Origin of the sequence: Neopusillimonas maritima, from assembly GCF_003576595.1 — a bacterium.
Taxonomy (GTDB): Bacteria; Pseudomonadota; Gammaproteobacteria; order Burkholderiales; family Burkholderiaceae_B; genus Neopusillimonas; species Neopusillimonas maritima.
In genome coordinates, this window is sequence record NZ_NQOU01000001.1 from 438,134 (window position 1) to 458,745 (window position 20,612).

A 20,612-nucleotide genomic window follows, 5' to 3' on the forward strand; every position below is an offset into this window, starting at 1 on the left:
CTTGTAGAACGCAGTTGCCACGGCCTGAAAGTGCGGCCCGGTAAAAGAACAAGGTCAGGTAGAAAAGGGGCAAAATTATGGCACGCGTATGCCAAGTTACAGGCAAAGGCCCAATGGTGGGCAACAATGTTTCACACGCTAACAACAAAACCAAGCGTCGTTTTCTTCCCAACCTGCAAACACGTCGTTTCTGGGTTGAAAGTGAAAACCGCTGGGTGCGCCTGCGTGTCAGCACCAACGCCCTGCGCACTATCGACAAAAACGGCATCGACGCCGTTCTGGCCGACCTCCGCGCACGCGGCGAAGCGGTTTAACTTATTGCTAGCGTAAAGGAAACTTATCATGGCTAAAGGTATTCGCGAAAAGATCAAGCTCGAGTCCACCGCCGGCACGGGCCACTTCTATACCACCACCAAGAACAAGCGCAACATGCCCGAGAAAATGCTCATCAAGAAATTTGATCCGGTCGCGCGCAAACATGTGGACTACAAGGAAACCAAGCTTAAATAAGCCCTGAAGCTTGGCCCTGAAAACCCTGCCCCGGCAGGGTTTTTTTATATCCGGCAATGCCGGCCAATGCCTTTTGCACTCTTCTGAAACGCAAGCCCGACATGCACCCTATAATGTGGGGTTTGCACTTATACCAACCCATACAAAGACCATGCAGGAACGATACAACCCCACCGAAGTTGAAGCGGCCGCACAGGCAAAGTGGCAACAGCAAGACGCCTACCGTGTAACGGAACATGCCAAGAACAAGAATGGCAAACCCAAGCCAAAATTCTACGCCTGCTCCATGCTGCCCTACCCCAGCGGCAAACTCCACATGGGCCACGTACGTAACTACACCATCAACGACATGATGGCGCGGCAATTGCGTATGCGCGGTTACAACGTACTGATGCCAATGGGCTGGGACGCTTTCGGCATGCCGGCGGAAAACGCCGCGATGAAATCAGGGGTTCCCCCTGCAAAATGGACATACGACAACATTGCCTACATGAAGAAGCAAATGCAGGCAATGGGGCTGGCTATCGACTGGTCGCGCGAAATGTGTGCCTGCGACCCCAGCTACTACAAATGGAATCAATGGCTATTCCTGAAAATGCTGGAAAAAGGCATTGCGTATCGCAAAACACAAGTCGTGAACTGGGACCCGGTAGATCAAACGGTTTTAGCCAACGAGCAGGTGATCGATGGCCGTGGCTGGCGTTCGGGCGCACCGGTCGAAAAGCGCGAAATTCCCGGCTACTACCTGCGTATTACTGACTACGCCGACGAGCTGCTTGACCAGGTGAAGAATGGTTTGCCGGGCTGGCCCGAGCGCGTTCGCTTAATGCAGGAAAACTGGATCGGTAAAAGTGAAGGCGTGCGTTTCGCCTTTACGCACGATATTCGCAACGCAAATAACGAGTTGATTCAAGACGGCCGCATGTACGTGTTCACCACACGTGCCGATACCATCATGGGGGTAACTTTTTGCGCTGTTGCGCCCGAGCACCCTCTGGCCGAGCATGCCGCCGCTACCAACCCGAAGCTTGCTGCATTTATTGAATCCTGCCAACAAGGCGGTACAACGGAAGCTGAAATTGCAACGCGCGAAAAAGAGGGCATGCCAACCGGGCTAACGGTAAAGCATCCGCTTACCGGTGAGCCTGTCGATGTCTGGGTGGGAAATTACGTACTCATGAGCTACGGTGACGGCGCCGTCATGGGCGTACCGGCACACGACGAGCGCGATTTCGCCTTCGCCAAAAAGTACAACCTGCCCATTAAACCGGTCATTGAAGTCGAAGGGAAAGCGTATTCCACCGACAACTGGCAGGAATGGTATGGCGACAAACAACTGGGTATAACGGTTAATTCAGCGCCTTATAACGGACTTGGCCACGCGCAAGCGGTGGATGCCATTGCCAAAGACCTTTCAGCAAAAGGCCTGGGCGAAAAACAAACCACCTGGCGTCTGCGCGATTGGGGCATTTCCCGCCAGCGCTACTGGGGTACGCCCATTCCCATTATCCACTGCGATACTTGCGGCCCAGTTCCCGTACCCGAACAAGACCTGCCTGTTGTTTTGCCCGACGACCTCATCCCCGACGGCACGGGTAATCCGCTGGCCAAGAACGAGGCCTTCCTGTCGTGCTCATGCCCGAAATGCGGTGCGCCCGCGCGACGCGAAACCGACACCATGGACACCTTTGTCGATTCATCATGGTATTTCATGCGCTACACCTCACCCGGTAACGATCAAGCCATGGTCGACGAGCGCAATGATTACTGGATGCCGATGGACCAATACATTGGCGGCATCGAGCACGCGGTGTTGCACTTGCTGTATGCACGTTTCTGGACGCGTGTCATGCGCGACCTGGGGCTGGTGAAATTCAGCGAACCCTTTACCCGGCTGCTCTGCCAGGGCATGGTGCTCAATCACATCTATTCCCGCAAGAATGCGCAAGGCGGCATCGAATACTTCTGGCCCGACGAGGTCGAGAACCAGTACGACGAAAAAGGCGCCATCACCGGCGCACGCCTTAAGACCGATAATTCAGCCATTGAGTACGGCGGAATCGGCACGATGTCGAAATCGAAAAACAACGGTGTCGACCCCCAATCCTTAATTGACACCATGGGTGCAGACACTGCACGTTTATTCGTGATGTTTGCCAGCCCGCCTGAACAAACTCTTGAATGGTCCGATTCGGGTGTCGACGGCGCACACCGGTTTCTTCGCAGGCTGTGGCTTTTTGCCCACGCACAGCACAATTCGGTTAAAGCAGGCTTGCAAGCCGGCCAACCGAACTGGTCAAACGCCGACGAAACCAGCCAAACGCTGCGACGCGAAATTCATGGCCTTTTGAAACAGGCTGATTACGATTACCAACGCATCCAGTACAACACGGTGGTATCGGCCTGCATGAAAATGCTGAACACACTGGAAAGCGCCAAGCTGCCCGACACACCCGCAGCGCAACAGGCTTTGGCAGAAACACTGGGCATATTATTGCGTGTTCTCTATCCGGTTGTACCCCATATTACCTGGCAACTTTGGCAGGAGCTGGGTTACAGTGCGAACTTTGGCGACCTGCTCGATGCCCCTTGGCCGGAAGTGGATGAACAAGCGCTGATTGCCGATGAAATCGAACTGATGGTGCAAATTAACGGCAAGCTTCGGGGCAGCCTGAAGGTTGCAAATGGCGCCCCTAAAGCCGAAATCGAACAACTGGCTTCGCAGCACGATGCCGTCAGTCGCTTTCTCGAAGGCCGCCCTGTAAAACGAATCATTGTTGTACCTGGAAAACTGGTCAATATTGTTGGATAACACCACTATGCATCATGCCGCCCTGCCCGCTTCGTCCGTCTTTACCGCGCGACACTCGTTGCGCTGGCTCGTTGCAGTAGGGCTGTTGGCGCTTTTAACCGCCTGCGGCTTTCGCCTTAAGGGCCAAACGCCTCTGCCGTTTCAAACGATGTACACCAATATTGCCGAGAACTCTGCTTTCGGTGCGCAACTGCGCCGTGTCATTCGCGCCACGTCACCCAACACCCGTTTTGTGGAAGACCCGAAAGAAGCACAAGTGCGCTTAACGCAACTTTCGCTTACACGCGATCTCGAAGAGGTTTCAATCAGTGTTGAAGGGCAAGTAGAAGTATATGAGCTCAGTGTCACCATTGTCTTCCAGCTCACCGACGCCGAAGGTCATATTTTGCTGGCACCCACCACGCTCGGCACAACACGTGAGATTCCCTACGACTCCGGCGCACTGCAGGCGAAACAAGGTGAAATTGGCTCGTTGTATGTTGAAATGCAACAAAGTCTCATTGATCGTATGGTGCGCCGTATCACTTCACCCGAGGTCATGAAGGCGTACGAAAATGCAGACACCTTGCCTATTGATGAAAGCCAGGTACAAAATGACAATGCGCCCGTACAGGATGACGACTTAGGCATCGATCGCGATTTGCTGCGTATGCCGAACATGAATCCAACCAGTTCTTTTTATTAACGGTCAAAGATTTTCGCCATGCCCCGCAGGCTTGACCCCGACACTTTTTCCAAAAGTCTGGAGAAAGCAAACGCACTCGACGCACTCTACGTCATTTCCGGCGACGAGCCTTTGCTTGTAACCGAGGCAACCGATGCCTTGCGTCAGGCCGCGCGCAACGCCCTTTATACTGAGCGCAGCAGTTTTGTCATGGACGCCCGCAGCGATTGGGCGGAAGTTGATGGTGCCATGCAGAATCTTTCACTATTTGGTGACCGTCGCCTGATTGAAATTCAGATTCCAACCGGCAAACCGGGAAAGAGTGGTGCCGAAGCTTTAATAAGCTTGGCAAAACGCCAAAACGACGCCGGAGCCGAGGAGGTTTCCTGCGTTGTGTCCTTGCCTCGGCTCGACAAAGCTGGCCGAGCCTCAAAATGGGCCACCGCATTATGGCAATCAGCCACCGTGGTTGAAATACCCCTTGTTCAACGTCACGACTTGCCCCAATGGATTGGTCGACGCCTGGCACGCCAGAATCAATCAACCGACACCGCAACGGAACACTGGATTGCCGATCGTGTGGAAGGTAACTTGCTGGCCGCACATCAGGAAATCATGAAGCTCGGTTTGTTGTATCCGGAAGGCCGGCTTGACCCTTCTGAAGTGGAACGTGCCGTTTTAAACGTCGCACGCTATGACGTTTTCAGCCTGCGCGACTCAATGCTTTCAGGACAGTCGGCGCGGGCGCTTAAAGTATTGTCAGGCCTGAAAGCCGAAGGAGAAGCCTTGCCTTTGGTATTATGGGCTGTTGCCGACGAGATACGGATCCTTTCACGACTTTCGCTTGCCGTACGACAAGGCCACCCCTTAAGTGAGCTTATGCGTACCCATCGGTTGTTCGGGCAACGCGAAACGATCGCCCGGAGGGCTCTTGAAACAGTCAAGCCGGCGGTATGGGCCGCATCGATTCAACACGCGCACGACATCGACCGCCTGATCAAGGGCTTGAACGTAAGCGGCCGCTTGCCGGATCCATGGGAAGAGCTGGCCCGACTCGTGTTACGTATCTCATTGGCAACCTCGAAAAAACCTAATCAATCACCCCGGCAAGCAGCATGAAAGATCAAGATATCGCCAACCTCGTCAATCTTCTGGGCCAACAGGCACGAAAAGCATCGCGCATACTTATGGTCGCCTCCGATCAAGCAAAAGCGCACGCGTTACGCAGTATGGCAACCCAGTTGGAAAGCCGAAAAACGTGGCTGCAAGACGAGAATGCAAAAGACCTCGAAACAGCTCGTCGAAATCAATTGTCACCCGCGCTGCTCGATCGCCTTACGCTGTCCGACAAAGCGCTGCAAACAATGATCACGGGTTTGCGTCAAATAGCCGACATGCCGGATCCCGTAGGAAGCCAGACAGCCACGGTCACGCGTCCAAACGGCATGCGTGTGAGCCAAATGCGGGTTCCTTTGGGGGTCATCGGCATCATTTATGAATCGCGCCCTAACGTAACCATTGATGCTGCGGCACTTTGCCTGAAATCAGGCAACGCCACCATCTTGCGCGGCGGCAGTGAAGCATTTCATAGTAACCGTGCGCTGGGTCAAATTATTCAAGCCGGCCTCAAAGAGGCCGGCTTGCCTGAACAAGCTGTACAGGTTGTTGATACAACTGATCGCGCCGCAGTCGGCTGTTTAATCACCTTAACCGACTATATCGACGTTATTATTCCCCGTGGCGGAAAAGGGCTTATTACCCGCTTGGCGGCGGAAGCCAAAGTACCGCTGCTCAAGCACCTGGACGGAAACTGCCACGTATATATCGACCGAGCCGCCGACCCGGATAAAGCCCACGATATTGCTGTAAACGCAAAAACGTATCGTTATGGGGTGTGCGGGGCAATGGAAACACTTTTGGTGCACGAAGATATCGCCCCGGCCGTTTTGCCGCGTATTGCGAACACGCTCACCAGCAAAGGCGTTGAACTGCGAGGTTGCGATAAAACACGAGCGTTGGTGCCACAGGCCTCGGCAGCTACCGAAGAAGACTGGCAAACCGAGTACCTTGCCCCTATCCTGGCCATTCGCGTCGTTAACACGCTAGATGAGGCAATAAACCATATAGCCCACTACAGTTCAGGCCATACGGAAGCCATTGTCACCGAACATATCGGCGCGGCAACCCAATTCCAGCGCTATGTGGATTCCAGCTCTGTTTACGTTAACCTGCCCACTTGCTTTGCTGACGGCTTTGAGTACGGATTGGGGGCGGAAATTGGCATTTCAACCAACCGGATGCATGCGCGCGGCCCGGTTGGGCTGGAAGGCTTAACCACATTGAAATGGGTGTTAACCGGAGACGGCCAGCTACGCGGCTAATACAAATGATGCTTTGGATTAAAACCTTCCATGTTCTATTTGTCATCTCCTGGTTTGCCGGCTTGTTTTATTTGCCACGTATTTATGTCAACCTTGCGCAACACAATTCACCGGATACCCACACCCGATTAATCGGTATGGCTGGTCGGCTGTTTCGCTTCATGACGATTCTGGCGATTCCGGCGGTGGTATTGGGGTTGTGGCTTTACCTGGGTTATGGCCTGGGGCGCGGCCAGGGCTGGATGCATGCGAAACTGGGACTCGTCGTTCTGCTGCTCGCGTATCACGGCGTCTGCTACCGCTATCTGCAGCTTTTCCAGCAAAACCGCAATTCCCATTCGGAAAAATTTTATCGCTGGTTTAATGAAATACCGGTGCTTTTGCTTACCCTGGTTCTCATCATGGTATTCATTCGTCCCTTCTAGCCTCGGGCTGACCCATGACCGACACGTCAAAAAAGAAAACATTAACGCTACAACGCAAACCCGCTCAGCACCAGGAAGATGCAGGCAAACCCCGCAGGCGCAGTGGTGCGCGGGCGCGCCATGTGGCGCAACAGGAAATCACAAAACAGAAATATGCGGCGCCTGCGCCGGTGGTGCCGCACGCAAAAGAGAAAGCCCCTTCACGCAAGCATGAACGTAAACCCGTCGTGAAACAGGCCCAGGTCTATCAGGTTTTTGTTCCTTGCCCGCACGGTCTTGAGTTGCCCTTGTCTATGGAGCTGCAAGCCCTGGGTTTCGAGTCGGCTGAGGCCGACCGCGCCGGCTGCCGGTTAAAAACCGACTGGACGGGCGTCATGCGCATTAACCTCTTTTCCCGGCTGGCCACACGCGTTTTGGTTCAACTTTCCCATGCGCCGGTTCGCCACGAGGAAGATATCTTCGATCTGGCCTACCACACGCCGTGGGAACGCTGGTTTGGCGCTGAACAAACACTTCGGGTGGACACCTCGGCTATTCGAAGCCCGATGAAAAGCCTGCAATTTTGCAACCTGCGCACAAAAGATGGCATTTGCGACCGACTGCGTGATCAGGAAGGGGAGCGACCCAGTATTGATACCGTCCGTCCCGACGCCCGCGTCCACCTTTTCCTCGACGAAACTTCGGCCACCCTCTATTTGGACACATCAGGCGAATCGTTGTTCAAGCGAGGCTGGCGACTGGATAAAGGCGAAGCCCCCATTCGCGAAAACCTGGCTGCCGGCCTGCTTGCACTATCGGGCTGGAATCCGGATGCTCCCTTGTTGGACCCATTCTGCGGCAGCGGCACGATTATGATCGAAGCGGCGTGGATTGCCTTGGGTGTGCCGCCCGGCATCTGGCGCCCCTTTGCTTTTGAACGACTGCGCGACCATCCGTACCGGCACTGGCGAGACATCAAAGACGAAGCCCGTGACGCCATTCGTACGCATCTTGAAACGCCTCTTGTGGGAACGGATGTCGATCCGCAAGCCATTGCCGCAGCGCAGCAAAATCAAGACCGGGCCCGACTGGCACCCGATACAATTCGATTTGAGGTGGCCGACGCACGCAATGTCATTCCTCCATCAGGCAACGGTTGGTTGGTCACCAACCCACCTTACGGTGAGCGCCTTCCGGACGAAGCATTAACGCTCTGGCAGGAATGGGCGAGCAACCTGAAGCAGCATTACGATGGGTGGCATGTACACATTATTTCAAATGACCTCGCCCTGCCACAGAAAATGCGGCTCAAGCCTCTTAAGCGCTACCCGCTCCATAATGGAGCACTGGATTGCCGCTTATTCGGTTTTGATATTGTGAAAGACCAATACCGAACCTAAAGAAGCGCATACACTGTAGTTTTAAAAACACAAATTGCACCTCGGAACGCCGTTTTTATGCAACGCAACAATTAGGCTTGCATTTAACTAGGGTTTTCCCTATAATAGGGTTAACCCTGAACGAAACGTTCAATTTTTACGAAAGAGAGGCCAGTTATGAACAAACTACACAGCGATATCCGTCTTACCGATGAACTTGAGCGCCAACTGATGCAAGCCGCCATTGAGGAGCAAAACCGCTTCCGCCCCGGCCGTGCACTGAAAAAGCTGTTCACCAAGCTGGGTGGTAATGTTAACAAGGCAACGACGGTAAATGTTGCTCCTAGCCGCAACGTTGAATCGGCTGCTTAATTAGGCCCCAACGTATTGCAAGAACCCGCTGCGAAACGAAGCAGGTTCCAAAAAGCCGCGCAAGCGGCTTTTTTTATAACTTAACAACACATTCCAGGCAATTTATTGGGTGATAATGACGTTTTCCTGAACGTTTGAACTACTTATTTAGTTGCGCAATGCAAAAAACATCCCGCGAATCACACTACCCCAATAGCATGAACACGCCCAGTCGTTGGCGCCGTTTTTCCAGCATGATGTACGAAGGCGTGTTGCTTTTTGCCGTGGTTTTTCTGGCCAGTTATCTATTCGACACGTTAACCCAGAGCCGAAGCGGGCTTATGTTCCGGCACGAAAGACAAGTCGCGCTTTTTCTCGCTATCGGTATTTACTTTGTATTGTCTTGGAAATACAAAGGCCAGACCTTGCCGATGAAAACCTGGAATATCCGCCTAATCGACAAAAACGGCCTGCCTCCTACCGTCGGACGATTGATACTCCGTTATGTTTTGGCCTGGCCAATTCCCCTTATTGCAATCCTTCTTATTCAAGGGCTAAGCCGCATTACCGGCTACCCCTCCACCGATCTACTGATTGTATTTGCACCTTTTACCCTTTTCATCTGGACGTGGTTCGACCCGGACCGCCAGTTCCTTCACGATCGAATACTTGGAACACGTCTTATATCAGTGTAAACCCTAGCCTTTGAGGCTTTGTAACAATAAATCGTTGCATAGATAGCCTGCTTCGTTCATGCTTGCACCGGTAACACAGCTACCGCGCCAATAGTGCGCGCCGTTGATTTATCGGACACCTATGAACGACCAGTATCCGGAGCTGTACTCATCATTCCGTTGGCTTGTTCCATCACAGTTTAATATTGCGCAATATTGCCTTTTGCGATGGGCATCCAACACCCTGGAAGGGCGTCGCCCAGCGGTATTTGCCGAAAACGAGTTCGGCGAGACAACCGTGCGTACTTTTGGCCAACTGGCCGAAACCACGGGCAAACTGGCTAATGGCCTGCTGAAAATGGGTATCGGCCGCGGTGACCGGGTTGCAGTGGCCATGGGCCAATCACCCGAATACATTACCGCCTGCATGGCAATTCTTGCAGTTGGTGCAATTGTTGTACCGATTCCCGCTATTCTTAACGCCAAACAGGTCACCGAGCGTCTGAGTCACGCCCAGGTCCGGGCTGCCATCATAGATATGCCTCATGCACCCGGCATCCTTCAAGCATATGGTCAGTATCCAGGACTCAGCCAGATTATCAGTTTCGGTTTCCAGCACGAGTTAACACTATCGTGGAGCAGCCTCCTGGCCCGTCAGAACAGCGACTTGCACGTCGCCCCCACGCTCTCCTCAAGCCCCGCCTTTTTGCTCTATCCCATCGGCCCCACACCCACCCTGAAGGGGGTTGTTTTACCGCATAGCGCATTAATTGGCGTCTTGCCCGGGTTCGTCGCATCGCAGAATTGGTTTCCGCAGTCCAAAGATATTTTCTGGACGCAACACTACTGGACCCATACCGACGGTCTTTTAGGGGGGTTGCTGCCCTGCCTGTATTTCGGTCGCCCGATTGTCGCCCTTGACGGCCATTTGTCCACCCGACAAACCATTGAATGTCTGCATAAATACAAAGTAACTAATGTTAGCCTGCCTTATTCATCTTTACGGGCCGTCATGGAAGAGCCTAATGTCGATTTCAGCGGTCTGTCGGTACGGGCCATTATGTCAACAGGCGAACACCCCTCTGAACAAGTCCATGAATGGTGTAAAAGTATGCTGGGGTTAACGCCAAATCATGTATACGGGCAAACCGAAGCGCCTTATATTATCGGCCATAGCCATGTTCGCTGGCCCGCGCGCCCAGGCAGTATAGGCAAAGCTTTTCCAGGCCATTTGGTCACCGTACTCGACGACGCCGGGCGCCCGTGTCCGGCCGGCGTCAGCGGGCAAATAGCCGTCAACCGATACGACATCCATGGTTTTCCCGATCCGGCATTATTTCTGGGTTACTGGCAAGATGACACATCGACCCAGCAAACATTTCTACGCGACTGGTATCTTACGGGCGAATGCGCGAGTATCGATCGCGATGGGTATTTCTGGTATGTTGGGCATCACTCAACCAATGACAGCCAGGTAACTGCCCAGAGCAATGGTTCGGTATCATTAAGCCTTTGACACCTTTTCCATTGTTGTAACCATGCCTATCTACCAATTCAAAAACCTGACACCCAACATTGACCCGGACACGTTCATTTTCGACAGCGCCGATATCATCGGCGACGTTCACCTGGCCGCCGGCGTCAGCATCTGGTCGAACGTTGCCATTCGCGGCGACAATGCCCGCATTACCATTGGCGAGGGAAGCAATGTCCAGGAAAGCAGCGTACTGCACGTTGATGAAGGCGTCCCCCTGAATATCGGGCGCCGTGTTACGGTCGGGCATCAAGCCATGTTGCACGGCTGCACAATACAAGATGGGGCGCTTATCGGCATGCAGGCCATCGTATTGAACCATGCTGTTGTGGGGCGAAACTGCCTGATTGGCGCCGGCGCTATTATTCCAGAAGGCCGCGAAATTCCCGATGGCTCACTGGTTGTGGGTGTCGGGAAAATCCTACGCCAACTGAGCGACGAAGAAATCCAGACAATGCATGCCAACACGCAGCACTATATCGATCGCGGCCATGAGTACAAGCGCGATCTGGTCAGGCTGGCGTAAAGCCTGCTCAACGCCCCAATAAGCTAAAATGGTCGGCATGAGCGACCTTCTTAAAAAATACCTGTTTCAAGACAACAGCACCCGCATTCAGGCGGTTCGGTTAACCCAGGCCTGGCAAACCGGCATGGCCCATCAGCATCTGCCCGATTGCGTTCGTAACTTATTGGGCGAGCTCATGTCGGCGGCCGTCTTATTGGCATCGAACATCAAGTTCAATGGGTCGCTGGTACTGCAATTACAGGGCGACGGCCCTGTTTCGCTCATCGTCGTCGAGTGCAACGCCGATCTCACAATTCGGGCGACGGCCACATTGCGTGAAGGGGCCGAGATCCCCGACAATGGATCACTGCAAAGTTTGTTGAACACCCAAGGTGAGGGGCGTTTCAGCGTTATTTTGGATCCAGACAAGAACACAACCGACTTGCAACCTTACCAAGGAATTGTGCCGCTTGAAGGCGAAACCGTTGCACAAGTGCTCGAACACTATATGCAACACTCCGAGCAGCTTGACACCCGCCTGTGGCTGGCTGCCGACGAAAACAGCAGTAGTGGCTTGCTGTTGCAAAAACTGCCCGATCACGGAGGCCACGCAGATACCTCATCAGAAGAGTCATGGAACCGCGCGGTTACGCTGGCCGATACCTTAAAACCCGAAGAGCTGCGCGAACTGGGTGTCGACACAATAATCAAACGTCTCTTCTGGGAAGAAACGTTACTGACTTTTGAACCGCAATCAATACGGTGGCATTGCCCTTGTACCCGTGAACGGGTCGGCAATATGCTGCGTATGCTTGGGCGTGATGAAGTGGAAAGTATTCTGACTGAGCGTGAGACGGTCGACGTTTCGTGCAATTTTTGCGGGAAACCCTATCAATTCGATGCGGTTGATTGCGCAAGCTTGTTTACACACAATCCCGACAGCGCTCATGCGCACCCTCGCTCAATTCATTAAACGCCTACCGTAGAAGTCGCAATCGACAAACGATCTCGGGCAAAGCCAAAATAAGGGTATGACAAAAATCAACCCGGCTGTGGCCACACCTTCAAGTCGATGCCTCCCGAAAACAACTGGCAGTGCCGTGTTACACCGCGCATACGCGCAATATGAAAAAGGCGCAAGCATGGTTGAATTTTCGCTCATTACGTTACCCATGATCCTCGCCGGGGTTGGCGCAGTCGAACTAACACATTGGATTTACACACGTCAGGCTGTCGGGGCGGCACTTATCAGCGCCGCCAAAGCGGGCAGCATCCACCACGCTCATCCCTCTGCCATGGCCCTCGCCTTCAAACAAAGCACGCTTCCCTTGCATGGGAATAGGCCAAGTACGGAAGCGTCTCCCTGGCATATTCAGATTCGTTCGCCATCGGTCGCCGTGTTCAGCGACTTCCCGGCAAACTTGCCCGGCAACACGCTCAATTACCGGGCTATCCGCAATAGTTATCAACGTGAACAACACTTGAAGGCCATGGAAAACGGCTGGGGAGACGGTATCGGTCCGAAATCAGGCGAAACCATTTTTCAGGCCAATACCTTATCGTTGTTGCTAACCTATCAATACACGCCGCTGGTGCCGGGCTTATCTGCTCTAGCGCCGGGCCCACTTATTATTCGTCGGGAAGCACAGGTAGTAATGCAATCCAACCCCATACTCTGGCCGGACACCATCCATACACGGGTTAGCCGCAAACCCTGGCAAGGGACCTCACCGGAAATAAACGCTGAAACCAAGCTGGAAACAGCCCCGCATACCCCGCAACACAAACCAATTGAAGGCTTTCCAGAAACCAACCCCAACGCCCCGAACACCAATAATGGGCCCATTGAGCCTGAGCCCGATTCAGACCTAAGCTGCGTCAACGGGGAGCTGTATCGGAACGCAAAATACGCACAAAAACGTCACCCTCTTTCACCATACCCAATTCCGACCGCGCACGCTCTTCAACAGCCGTCGTTCCGGCGCGCAAATCATGCACCTCGGCTGCCAAAGCGTTGTTACGCATCGTGAGGGCTTCGTTTTCGGCTTGCTGCTCGGCCACTCTGGCCTCAAGTTCCGCCACCCGGCTCCAACTGTCTTTACCCCACCACAACGGATATTGAATCGCCAGGGTCAGTATCACCAGCACCAGCAGAAGCAATCGCATGCCCGCTCCCTGTCAGCCCCCGGGGTTCGGGGGCATACCTGTTGTTTAACGCAAGTTGTAGAAAGCCTCGCGACCGGGGAACGATGCCACTTCAGCGAGCTCTTCCTCGATGCGAAGCAACTGGTTGTACTTGGCCATGCGGTCGGAGCGTGACAATGATCCTGTTTTGATTTGCATGGCGTTAGTTGCCACTGCAATATCGGCAATGGTAGCGTCTTCCGTTTCACCCGAACGATGAGAAATGACTGCGGTATAACCTGCACGCTTGGCCATTTCAATCGCGGCGAAAGTTTCGGTCAGTGTCCCGATCTGGTTGATTTTGATCAGAATGGAATTGGCAACGCCTTGCTCGATACCCTGCTTCAAAATGGCGGTGTTGGTCACGAAAAGGTCATCACCCACCAGTTGCACTTTCTTGCCCAACTGATCCGTTAAGATTTTCCAACCATCCCAATCATTCTCGGCCATACCATCTTCAATGGTAATAATGGGATATTTATCGCACCAGGTTGCCAACAGGTTCGCGAAATCGGCAGCCTCGAGAGACACGCCTCCTTCACCGGCCAAATGGTATTTACCATCGCGATAAAACTCGGAGCTGGCGCAATCAAGACCCAAGGCAATTTGAGAACCCGCCTCGTAGCCGGCCGCATCAATCGCCTGGAGAATCAACTGAATTGCCGCCTCATGATTGGCGACATTCGGCGCAAAACCACCTTCATCGCCCACCGCGGTCGACATGCCCTGGTCGTGAATCAGTTTTTTAAGCGCATGAAAAACCTCGGCGCCCATGCGTAGCGACTCACGGAAGCTGCTCGCACCCACCGGGAGAATCATGAACTCCTGCATATCGAGCGTATTGTTCGCGTGCGCGCCGCCATTAATAACGTTCATCATCGGCACCGGCATTTGCATCGGGCCACTCCCACCGAAATACCGATACAGTGAAAGACCTGAATCGTCAGCGGCGGCACGTGCAACCGCCATACTGGCTGCCAAAATCGCATTAGCGCCCAGACGACCTTTTGATTCCGTTCCATCGAGGTCGATTAATGTGCGATCAACAAACGTCTGCTCTTGGGCATCCAAACCCATCAGCGCTTCGGATATCTCGGTATTCAAATGTTCAACGGCTTTCAATACGCCTTTGCCCAGATAACGGGTTTGATCGCCGTCACGCAACTCAATGGCTTCGCGCGCCCCGGTTGATGCACCCGAAGGAACCGCAGCTCGACCCATTGCACCGGACTCCAGCAATACATCACACTCAACGGTTGGGTTCCCGCGCGAATCCAGAATCTCGCGCCCGATGATATCTACAATAGCACTCATGATTTGAAATACCCTGCCTGAATTTAAAAAGTCATTGAATTAGAAAAGCATTGTACTGCGATGCCCGGCTATGCCCATTACCTTCGCTCGTGATGCGTCAAGTCTACTTTTTCAAGATGCTCAACGGCTCTCACACGCCAGCCCAGCTCGTCTTTAATACGACAACGTAAGGCGTCCGCCGCCTCGGGTTCGCCATGCACCAGGAAAGTATGCGAAGGCGCCTGGCGAAAACCACCTAACCAACGCAGAATTTCATTCGCATCGGCATGGGCGGAAAGCATAGAAAGATTATCGAGCTCGGCTTTCACCGGAATATACTCACCGTGAATTTTAATTGTTTGAGCCCCAGCCAGCATTTTAGCGCCGCGCGTTCCGGCCGCCTGATAACCGGCGAACAAAACTGACGAACGGGGGTCGGGTGCATAGCGTTTCAAATGATGAATAACGCGCCCCCCCGTCGCCATTCCACTTGCCGAAATAATAATTTTCGGCATCACTGACGTATCCAAAGCCTTGGACTCTTCCACACTTTCAATACGGGTTGCCACGGCATTAACATCGCGCACTTGTGCTTTAGTTAATTTCTGTTCGCCCGGATAGTCGCAATGAATTTCCTGAGCCCTGACCGACATGGGGCTGTCGAGATAAATAGGCATGTTCTGCGGCAACCGGTTTTGCGAGCGCAAACGATGCAAATAATAAAGCAGCAGTTGCACTCGCCCGACTGCAAACGCAGGAATTACAACCGTCCCGCCCCGTTCTGCAGTGCGCACTATCAACGCTTCCAAAACGCTCTCTGGCGGGCTTGTATCGTGGGAGCGATCACCGTACGTGGACTCCAAAACCAGATAATCGGCTTGCTCGATAAGATCGGGATCAGGCATAACCGGATCGTTATAACGACCCAAGTCACCGGAAAATACCAGGGTACGGCCATCCCACTTCACTTCCACAATGGACGCGCCCAATATGTGTCCGGCCCGATGCAGCTTGATCTTTATATTTCCGGCTATCGGGTGAAACGAACCACGCTCAAGAGGCTGAAACAAGTCAATGGCACGTTGCGCGTCCTTTCTTGTGTAAAGCGGCAGGGCCGGCTCATGAGAAGACAGTTTATGCCTGTTGGCGAACTCGGCGTCGGACTCCTGAATGTGTGCACTGTCGAGCAGCAGCACCTCGGCCAGCTCCAGCGTGGCCGGTGACGCATAAATTGGCCCTTTGAACCCATCGCGCACCAGGCGTGGCAAATAACCGGAGTGATCAAGATGTGCATGAGTTAGCACAACCGCATCGATGGCGGCTGGGTTAACCGGGAAAGGAGCCCAATTGCGTTGACGTAAAAACTTCAACCCCTGAAACAGTCCGCAATCGACCAGGACACGTTTACCGCCGGATTCGAGCAAATGACGCGAGCCGGTAACAGTGCCTGCCGCCCCAAGGAACGATAATTCCATAGCCTTTCCGCCTAATAGGGTCAATCGAACGCAAACAGGCCGTTTTCCTTAACGCAACGATCGATACTGACCAACGATTTCAATAAACTGGGCATTAAATGCAACGGCACTGCGTTGGGCCCGTCGGACAACGCCTTCTCGGGTTCAGGGTGTGTTTCCATAAACAGGCCCGCAATACCCACTGCAACTGCAGCCCTTGCCAACACCGGAACGAACTCTCGTTGCCCGCCGGACGCATTTCCCAACCCACCCGGCAGTTGTACGGAATGCGTTGCATCGAACACGACCGGACACCCGGTTTCACGCATGATAGCCAACGAACGCATATCCGACACTAAATTGTTGTAGCCGAACGAAACACCGCGTTCGCACACCAGTATGTTATTGCCGTCGTGGCCCGCGTCCAAAGATGCTTCACGCGCTTTGTTCACAACCTGTGTCATGTCATGCGGTGCCAGAAACTGGCCTTTCTTGATATTGACCGGTTTCCCTGTTGCGGCGCAAGCCTGGATAAAGTCGGTTTGCCGACACAGAAACGCCGGGGTTTGCATAATATCAACCACCTGCGCAACTTCGTTCACCTGGCTGATCTCATGCACATCGGTTAAAACCGGCACGCCCAATTGCGCCCGAACGTCGGCCAGAATTTGCAGGCCCTCTTGCATGCCGGGCCCCCGAAACGACTTGCCCGAGCTGCGATTGGCCTTATCAAACGAACTTTTGTAAATAAACGGAATTCCAAGGGCGGCGGTCATTTCCTTGAGTTGGCCGGCCGTATCAAAGGCCATTTGGCGCGACTCAATAACACAGGGACCCGCAATAAGGAAAAAAGGGTTTTCTAGCGCCGCTTCGAATCCGCACAATTTCATACAAGTGCCTTTTGCTTGCGCTGCGCCTGATGCGCAAGCGCCGCTTTGATGTAACTCGTAAACAGCGGGTGGCCGCTACGCGGCGTTGATGTGAATTCGGGGTGAAACTGCACGCCCATAAACCAGGGGTGATCAGGTAACTCCATAATTTCAGGCAATTGCTCGGTGGGTGTACGGGCACTAATAACCAACCCCGACTCTTCCAGGCGTGATACATACACGTTATTCACCTCGTAACGGTGACGATGCCGCTCATAAACCTCGTCTCCGTATATGCGTTGCGCCCTGGTTCCCGGTTTAACGGGGCAGCGTTGCGCGCCTTTACGCATAGTACCGCCCAGGTCGGATGACTCATCGCGCTTTTCAACCCGCCCTTCGCGGTCCTGCCATTCCGTAATAAGCGCCACCACCGGATGCGGAGTGGAAGGGTCGAACTCGGTACTGTTCGCGCCACCCAGCTGCGCCACGTTACGGGCGAACTCAACGACGGCAAGCTGCATACCTAAACAGATGCCAAGATAAGGCACATTATTTTCACGGGCATAACGAATGGCGGCAATTTTGCCTTCGGTACCCCGCTTGCCGAAACCACCCGGCACCAAAATGGCATCGAGATGAGCGAGACATTCCGGCCCTTGCGTTTCTATTACCTCGGAATCGATATATTCAATGGAAACATGCGACTCGGTATGAATCCCGGCGTGAATCAGTGCTTCGGTTAATGATTTATATGATTCGGTTAAATCAACGTATTTGCCAACCATGCCGATACGAATCTCGTTGCGTGGGTTTTCAATAGCCGCAACCAGCTGATTCCATTCCGACAAATCAGCCGGAGGGGCGGTAAGGGCCAATGCTTCACAAACAAGATTGTCCAGCCCCTGTGCATGCAGCATGGCCGGGATTTTGTAAATTGAGTCGACATCCCAAACCGAGATGACGGCATCAAGCGGCACATTTGAAAACAGTGAAATTTTTGCACGCTCATCGTCGGGAATCCGACGGTCGGCGCGGCACAACAAAGCATGCGGATAGATACCGATTTCACGCAGTTTTTGCACCGAGTGCTGGGTGGGCTTGGTTTTCAGTTCGCCGGCCGATGGAATATAAGGCACCAAAGTAAGATGCACAAACGCAGCCTGATTGCGCCCCAGGCGCAGGCTCATTTGACGCGCCGCTTCCAGGAAAGGCAAAGATTCGATGTCGCCCACCGTACCGCCAATTTCCACAATGGCGATATCGGCATTTCCGTCGTAAGCCGCCTTGGCGCCACGTGCGATGAAGTCCTGGATTTCGTTGGTGATGTGCGGAATGACCTGAACCGTTTTACCGAGGTAATCGCCACGGCGCTCTTTGCGCAAGACGGACTCATAAATTTGCCCGGTGGTGAAATTATTCACCTTGCGCATGCGCGTGGAAATAAAGCGCTCGTAGTGGCCCAGGTCGAGATCGGTTTCGGCTCCATCTTCAGTCACGAAGACCTCTCCGTGCTGGAAAGGGCTCATGGTACCTGGATCCACATTAATGTAGGGATCCAGTTTCAACATGGTGACGCGCAAACCGCGCGATTCAAGAATGGCAGCCAGAGAAGCAGCAGCGATGCCTTTGCCTAGCGAAGACACCACCCCACCCGTTACAAATACATATTTTGTCATCGGTTTTCAGCACCCGGGATCACCAGGCGGTAGCGGGAAATTGAAATTATAGCCGACACACCCCAACCTTACAGGGGCTCGGTACGAGTGATCAACCAATTCTTGGCTGCGCCGCTCACATGCGGCAATAAACGTTGCCGTACTTGCCCATGATAATGGTTCAACCACTGTCTGTCGGTATCCGTCATGAGTGTGGGCTCAATGCAACGTGTATCAATCGGGCACAGCGTAAGCGTTTCAAACTGCAGGAAATCACCAAAATCAGTTTGTCGGGCCGGTTGGCAGGCAATTAAATTCTCGATACGAATGCCCCATTGGCCCGGACGATACAACCCCGGTTCATTTGACGTCACCATACCCACCTGCATGGGCACGGCGCGTGGAGCGCGATAGGAAATGGATTGCGGCCCCTCATGCACATTCAGGAAGTACCCCACACCATGCCCCGTACCGTGGCCAAACTCCAACCCTGACTGCCAAAGAGGCATGCGTGCAAGCACATCGAGCGTCGAGCCGGCCACCCCTTTCGGAAACACCGCCTGAGACAAAGCAATCATCCCTTTAAGCACTAAAGTGTAATCATGTTTCTGGGATGCGCTGAGCGTGCCGATGGGAACAACCCGGGTGATATCTGTTGTACCTCCCAGGTACTGCCCTCCCGAGTCGATCAGCAGCAAGCCATCCCCCTCTATCCAGGCGTGAGACTGCTCAGTAGCCTGATAGTGCGGCATGGCGCCATTGGCGTTAAACGCAGCAATCGTGGAAAAGCTGGGGCAGACGAAATGCGGCCGACGGGCACGCGCGGCGGTAATGCGCTCATCCACCATGAGCTCAGACACTCTTTCCTTCCCAACGTGTTCTTCGAACCAGGCAAAAAACTCACACAACGCCGCACCATCCATTTCCATGGTCTCGCGAATGTGGGCCAGTTCCGCTTCGGTCTTGCATGCCTTCATTATTTGCGAAGGATTGTCAGCCTCGCATTGTTTAACAAACGCTGCCGACGACAAGAGCCCCGCCGTCGTTCGAGCCGGATCGAACAACAAAGTATCCGACTCCGGCAAGCAGGCAAGTACACCGGCCAAAGCGTCGTAAGACTCCAGCACAATGCCATCCATCTCAAGATCACGTCGCAATTCATCCGCAATTTTGGATTGGTCGATAAAAAGACGGGCGTCGTGCTCCCCAATTAAGAAATGACTGAGAAAAACCGGGTTATAAGCCACATCCTGCCCACGCAGATTCAATATCCAGGCAATATCGTCGAGCGACGACAACCAATGCCACTGCGCTTTCTTTTCGCTCATTTCCTTGCGAACCGCCGCCAGCTTGTCGGCACGACTTCGACCCGCAAAGTGTGATGCGTGAGCATAAACCGGCGCATACGGCAACGCAGGGCGATCCGCCCAAACCTCGCCCGGCAAATCGAGATCGGTTTGCAGACGAATCGCTGAACCAGACAAGACCTGCAACCACTGCCGATGAGCGGCAACGCTGAGCGTATCACCATCGACGGCCACGCAGTCTCCGGCCGCCAGATTCAAAACGAGCCAATCTGGAGGCGACGGCACACCCTCTTGCCCGGCCCGCATAAGCTCAATGTCAGTACCGGCAAGATCAACAATCGCTTGCTCCCAATAGCGGCTGTCGGTCCATAATCCCGCAAACTCGGGCGTTACCAGCAGTGTGCCGGCCGACCCCTGAAATCCACTTAACCAGGCACGAGCCTGCCAATGCTCGGGCAGGTACTCAGACAAATGCGGATCGGCCGAGAGAACCACACAAGCCTTCACCCCCCGGGAAAACATCAATTCACGCAAGTGCTGAATCCGCTTTTTGATGACAAATTGAGTTTCAGACATTCACACCTTCTTGTTCGTCAAGCCGACCGTGCACACGCTTCAAACGCGCAGGCAGGCCAT

At 53.7% G+C, this 20,612-nt stretch carries 19 protein-coding genes and 1 pseudogene; 14 read left to right on the forward strand and 6 right to left on the reverse strand.

The genetic code is table 11. The features are described 5' to 3' along the window. The first annotated feature begins 77 nt into the window (after positions 1 to 77). From rpmB to CJO09_RS15915, 14 genes and pseudogenes are all read left to right on the forward strand, one after another. A complete protein-coding gene (gene rpmB, locus CJO09_RS02170) occupies positions 78 to 314 on the forward strand; it encodes a 50S ribosomal protein L28 (protein ID WP_114419731.1) in 237 nt (78 codons plus the stop codon). A gap of 28 nt (positions 315 to 342) precedes the next feature. Continuing rightward, the gene (rpmG, locus tag CJO09_RS02175) at positions 343 to 510 is read left to right on the forward strand and encodes a 50S ribosomal protein L33 (protein WP_003810296.1); all 168 of its coding nucleotides are present in this window, start codon (positions 343 to 345) and stop codon (positions 508 to 510) included. 151 nt (positions 511 to 661) lie between these two features. After that, a complete protein-coding gene (gene leuS, locus CJO09_RS02180; protein WP_119441349.1) occupies positions 662 to 3,322 on the forward strand; it encodes a leucine--tRNA ligase in 2,661 nt (886 codons plus the stop codon). 7 nt (positions 3,323 to 3,329) lie between these two features. Continuing rightward, the gene (locus tag CJO09_RS02185) at positions 3,330 to 4,007 is read left to right on the forward strand and encodes an LPS-assembly lipoprotein LptE (RefSeq protein ID WP_119440885.1); all 678 of its coding nucleotides are present in this window, start codon (positions 3,330 to 3,332) and stop codon (positions 4,005 to 4,007) included. 18 nt (positions 4,008 to 4,025) lie between these two features. Continuing rightward, positions 4,026 to 5,105, forward strand: a complete 1,080-nt coding sequence (holA, locus tag CJO09_RS02190; RefSeq protein WP_119440886.1) for a DNA polymerase III subunit delta — start codon at positions 4,026 to 4,028, stop codon at positions 5,103 to 5,105. Then, the gene (locus CJO09_RS02195) at positions 5,102 to 6,367 is read left to right on the forward strand and encodes a glutamate-5-semialdehyde dehydrogenase (RefSeq protein ID WP_119440887.1); all 1,266 of its coding nucleotides are present in this window, start codon (positions 5,102 to 5,104) and stop codon (positions 6,365 to 6,367) included. Before holA ends, CJO09_RS02195 begins: the two co-directional genes overlap by 4 nt. An 8-nt stretch (positions 6,368 to 6,375) precedes the next feature. Continuing rightward, the gene (locus CJO09_RS02200) at positions 6,376 to 6,792 is read left to right on the forward strand and encodes a CopD family protein (RefSeq protein ID WP_119441350.1); all 417 of its coding nucleotides are present in this window, start codon (positions 6,376 to 6,378) and stop codon (positions 6,790 to 6,792) included. 14 nt (positions 6,793 to 6,806) lie between these two features. Beyond that, the gene (locus tag CJO09_RS02205; RefSeq protein ID WP_119440888.1) at positions 6,807 to 8,171 is read left to right on the forward strand and encodes a THUMP domain-containing class I SAM-dependent RNA methyltransferase; all 1,365 of its coding nucleotides are present in this window, start codon (positions 6,807 to 6,809) and stop codon (positions 8,169 to 8,171) included. Between the two features lie 156 nt (positions 8,172 to 8,327). Next, on the forward strand, positions 8,328 to 8,522 hold the full coding sequence (locus CJO09_RS02210; protein WP_114419737.1) for a hypothetical protein: 195 nt from the start codon (positions 8,328 to 8,330) through the stop codon (positions 8,520 to 8,522). A gap of 158 nt (positions 8,523 to 8,680) precedes the next feature. Next, positions 8,681 to 9,196 carry an RDD family protein gene (locus CJO09_RS02215; protein WP_166129781.1) on the forward strand — a complete coding sequence of 172 codons (516 nt, stop codon included), beginning with the start codon at positions 8,681 to 8,683 and terminating at the stop codon, positions 9,194 to 9,196. A 121-nt stretch (positions 9,197 to 9,317) separates the two neighbouring features. Then, positions 9,318 to 10,691, forward strand: a complete 1,374-nt coding sequence (locus tag CJO09_RS02220) for an AMP-binding protein (protein WP_119440889.1) — start codon at positions 9,318 to 9,320, stop codon at positions 10,689 to 10,691. 22 nt (positions 10,692 to 10,713) lie between these two features. Continuing rightward, positions 10,714 to 11,235, forward strand: coding sequence for a gamma carbonic anhydrase family protein (locus CJO09_RS02225; protein WP_119440890.1), 522 nt, complete (start codon positions 10,714 to 10,716; stop codon positions 11,233 to 11,235). 37 nt (positions 11,236 to 11,272) lie between these two features. Then, positions 11,273 to 12,187 (forward strand): Hsp33 family molecular chaperone HslO, encoded by a 915-nt coding sequence (hslO, locus tag CJO09_RS02230; RefSeq protein ID WP_119441352.1) that lies wholly within the window; start codon positions 11,273 to 11,275, stop codon positions 12,185 to 12,187. Between the two features lie 169 nt (positions 12,188 to 12,356). Then, positions 12,357 to 12,461: pseudogene (locus tag CJO09_RS15915) on the forward strand (TadE/TadG family type IV pilus assembly protein); the annotation flags it as partial. A gap of 631 nt (positions 12,462 to 13,092) precedes the next feature. On the opposite strand, the gene ftsB reads toward CJO09_RS15915, so the two are convergent. The 6 genes from ftsB to CJO09_RS02265 all read right to left on the reverse strand — a co-directional run bounded on the left by ftsB (position 13,093) and on the right by CJO09_RS02265 (position 20,552). Further along, a complete protein-coding gene (gene ftsB, locus CJO09_RS02240) occupies positions 13,093 to 13,380 on the reverse strand; it encodes a cell division protein FtsB (RefSeq protein WP_119440892.1) in 288 nt (95 codons plus the stop codon). A gap of 45 nt (positions 13,381 to 13,425) precedes the next feature. Next, a complete protein-coding gene (eno, locus tag CJO09_RS02245; protein WP_114419742.1) occupies positions 13,426 to 14,712 on the reverse strand; it encodes a phosphopyruvate hydratase in 1,287 nt (428 codons plus the stop codon). Between the two features lie 77 nt (positions 14,713 to 14,789). Then, positions 14,790 to 16,166 carry an MBL fold metallo-hydrolase RNA specificity domain-containing protein gene (locus CJO09_RS02250; protein ID WP_119440893.1) on the reverse strand — a complete coding sequence of 459 codons (1,377 nt, stop codon included), beginning with the start codon at positions 16,164 to 16,166 and terminating at the stop codon, positions 14,790 to 14,792. 20 nt (positions 16,167 to 16,186) lie between these two features. Beyond that, positions 16,187 to 17,035: a 3-deoxy-8-phosphooctulonate synthase gene (gene kdsA / locus CJO09_RS02255; protein WP_119440894.1), complete on the reverse strand. Its 849-nt coding sequence runs from the start codon at positions 17,033 to 17,035 to the stop codon at positions 16,187 to 16,189. Continuing rightward, positions 17,032 to 18,690 (reverse strand): CTP synthase, encoded by a 1,659-nt coding sequence (locus CJO09_RS02260; protein ID WP_119440895.1) that lies wholly within the window; start codon positions 18,688 to 18,690, stop codon positions 17,032 to 17,034. Before CJO09_RS02260 ends, kdsA begins: the two co-directional genes overlap by 4 nt. 68 nt (positions 18,691 to 18,758) lie before the next feature. Beyond that, a complete protein-coding gene (locus CJO09_RS02265; RefSeq protein ID WP_119440896.1) occupies positions 18,759 to 20,552 on the reverse strand; it encodes an aminopeptidase P family protein in 1,794 nt (597 codons plus the stop codon). Positions 20,553 to 20,612 lie beyond the last annotated feature (60 nt).

What these genes read in the sequence shown, in the direction of transcription:
- CJO09_RS02195 (WP_119440887.1), top strand. Translation starts at nt 5,102, where the DNA reads ATGAAAGATCAAGATATCGCCAACCTCGTCAATCTTCTGGGCCAACAG.
- holA (WP_119440886.1), top strand. Translation starts at nt 4,026, where the DNA reads ATGCCCCGCAGGCTTGACCCCGACACTTTTTCCAAAAGTCTGGAGAAA.
- CJO09_RS02215 (WP_166129781.1), top strand. Translation starts at nt 8,681, where the DNA reads ATGCAAAAAACATCCCGCGAATCACACTACCCCAATAGCATGAACACG.
- CJO09_RS02260 (WP_119440895.1), bottom strand. Translation starts at nt 18,690, where the DNA reads ATGACAAAATATGTATTTGTAACGGGTGGGGTGGTGTCTTCGCTAGGC.
- CJO09_RS02250 (WP_119440893.1), bottom strand. Translation starts at nt 16,166, where the DNA reads ATGGAATTATCGTTCCTTGGGGCGGCAGGCACTGTTACCGGCTCGCGT.
- CJO09_RS02205 (WP_119440888.1), top strand. Translation starts at nt 6,807, where the DNA reads ATGACCGACACGTCAAAAAAGAAAACATTAACGCTACAACGCAAACCC.
- rpmB (WP_114419731.1), top strand. Translation starts at nt 78, where the DNA reads ATGGCACGCGTATGCCAAGTTACAGGCAAAGGCCCAATGGTGGGCAAC.
- eno (WP_114419742.1), bottom strand. Translation starts at nt 14,712, where the DNA reads ATGAGTGCTATTGTAGATATCATCGGGCGCGAGATTCTGGATTCGCGC.
- leuS (WP_119441349.1), top strand. Translation starts at nt 662, where the DNA reads ATGCAGGAACGATACAACCCCACCGAAGTTGAAGCGGCCGCACAGGCA.
- CJO09_RS02220 (WP_119440889.1), top strand. Translation starts at nt 9,318, where the DNA reads ATGAACGACCAGTATCCGGAGCTGTACTCATCATTCCGTTGGCTTGTT.
- ftsB (WP_119440892.1), bottom strand. Translation starts at nt 13,380, where the DNA reads ATGCGATTGCTTCTGCTGGTGCTGGTGATACTGACCCTGGCGATTCAA.
- kdsA (WP_119440894.1), bottom strand. Translation starts at nt 17,035, where the DNA reads ATGAAATTGTGCGGATTCGAAGCGGCGCTAGAAAACCCTTTTTTCCTT.
- CJO09_RS02265 (WP_119440896.1), bottom strand. Translation starts at nt 20,552, where the DNA reads ATGTCTGAAACTCAATTTGTCATCAAAAAGCGGATTCAGCACTTGCGT.
- CJO09_RS02225 (WP_119440890.1), top strand. Translation starts at nt 10,714, where the DNA reads ATGCCTATCTACCAATTCAAAAACCTGACACCCAACATTGACCCGGAC.
- CJO09_RS02185 (WP_119440885.1), top strand. Translation starts at nt 3,330, where the DNA reads ATGCATCATGCCGCCCTGCCCGCTTCGTCCGTCTTTACCGCGCGACAC.
- hslO (WP_119441352.1), top strand. Translation starts at nt 11,273, where the DNA reads ATGAGCGACCTTCTTAAAAAATACCTGTTTCAAGACAACAGCACCCGC.
- CJO09_RS02210 (WP_114419737.1), top strand. Translation starts at nt 8,328, where the DNA reads ATGAACAAACTACACAGCGATATCCGTCTTACCGATGAACTTGAGCGC.
- rpmG (WP_003810296.1), top strand. Translation starts at nt 343, where the DNA reads ATGGCTAAAGGTATTCGCGAAAAGATCAAGCTCGAGTCCACCGCCGGC.
- CJO09_RS02200 (WP_119441350.1), top strand. Translation starts at nt 6,376, where the DNA reads ATGCTTTGGATTAAAACCTTCCATGTTCTATTTGTCATCTCCTGGTTT.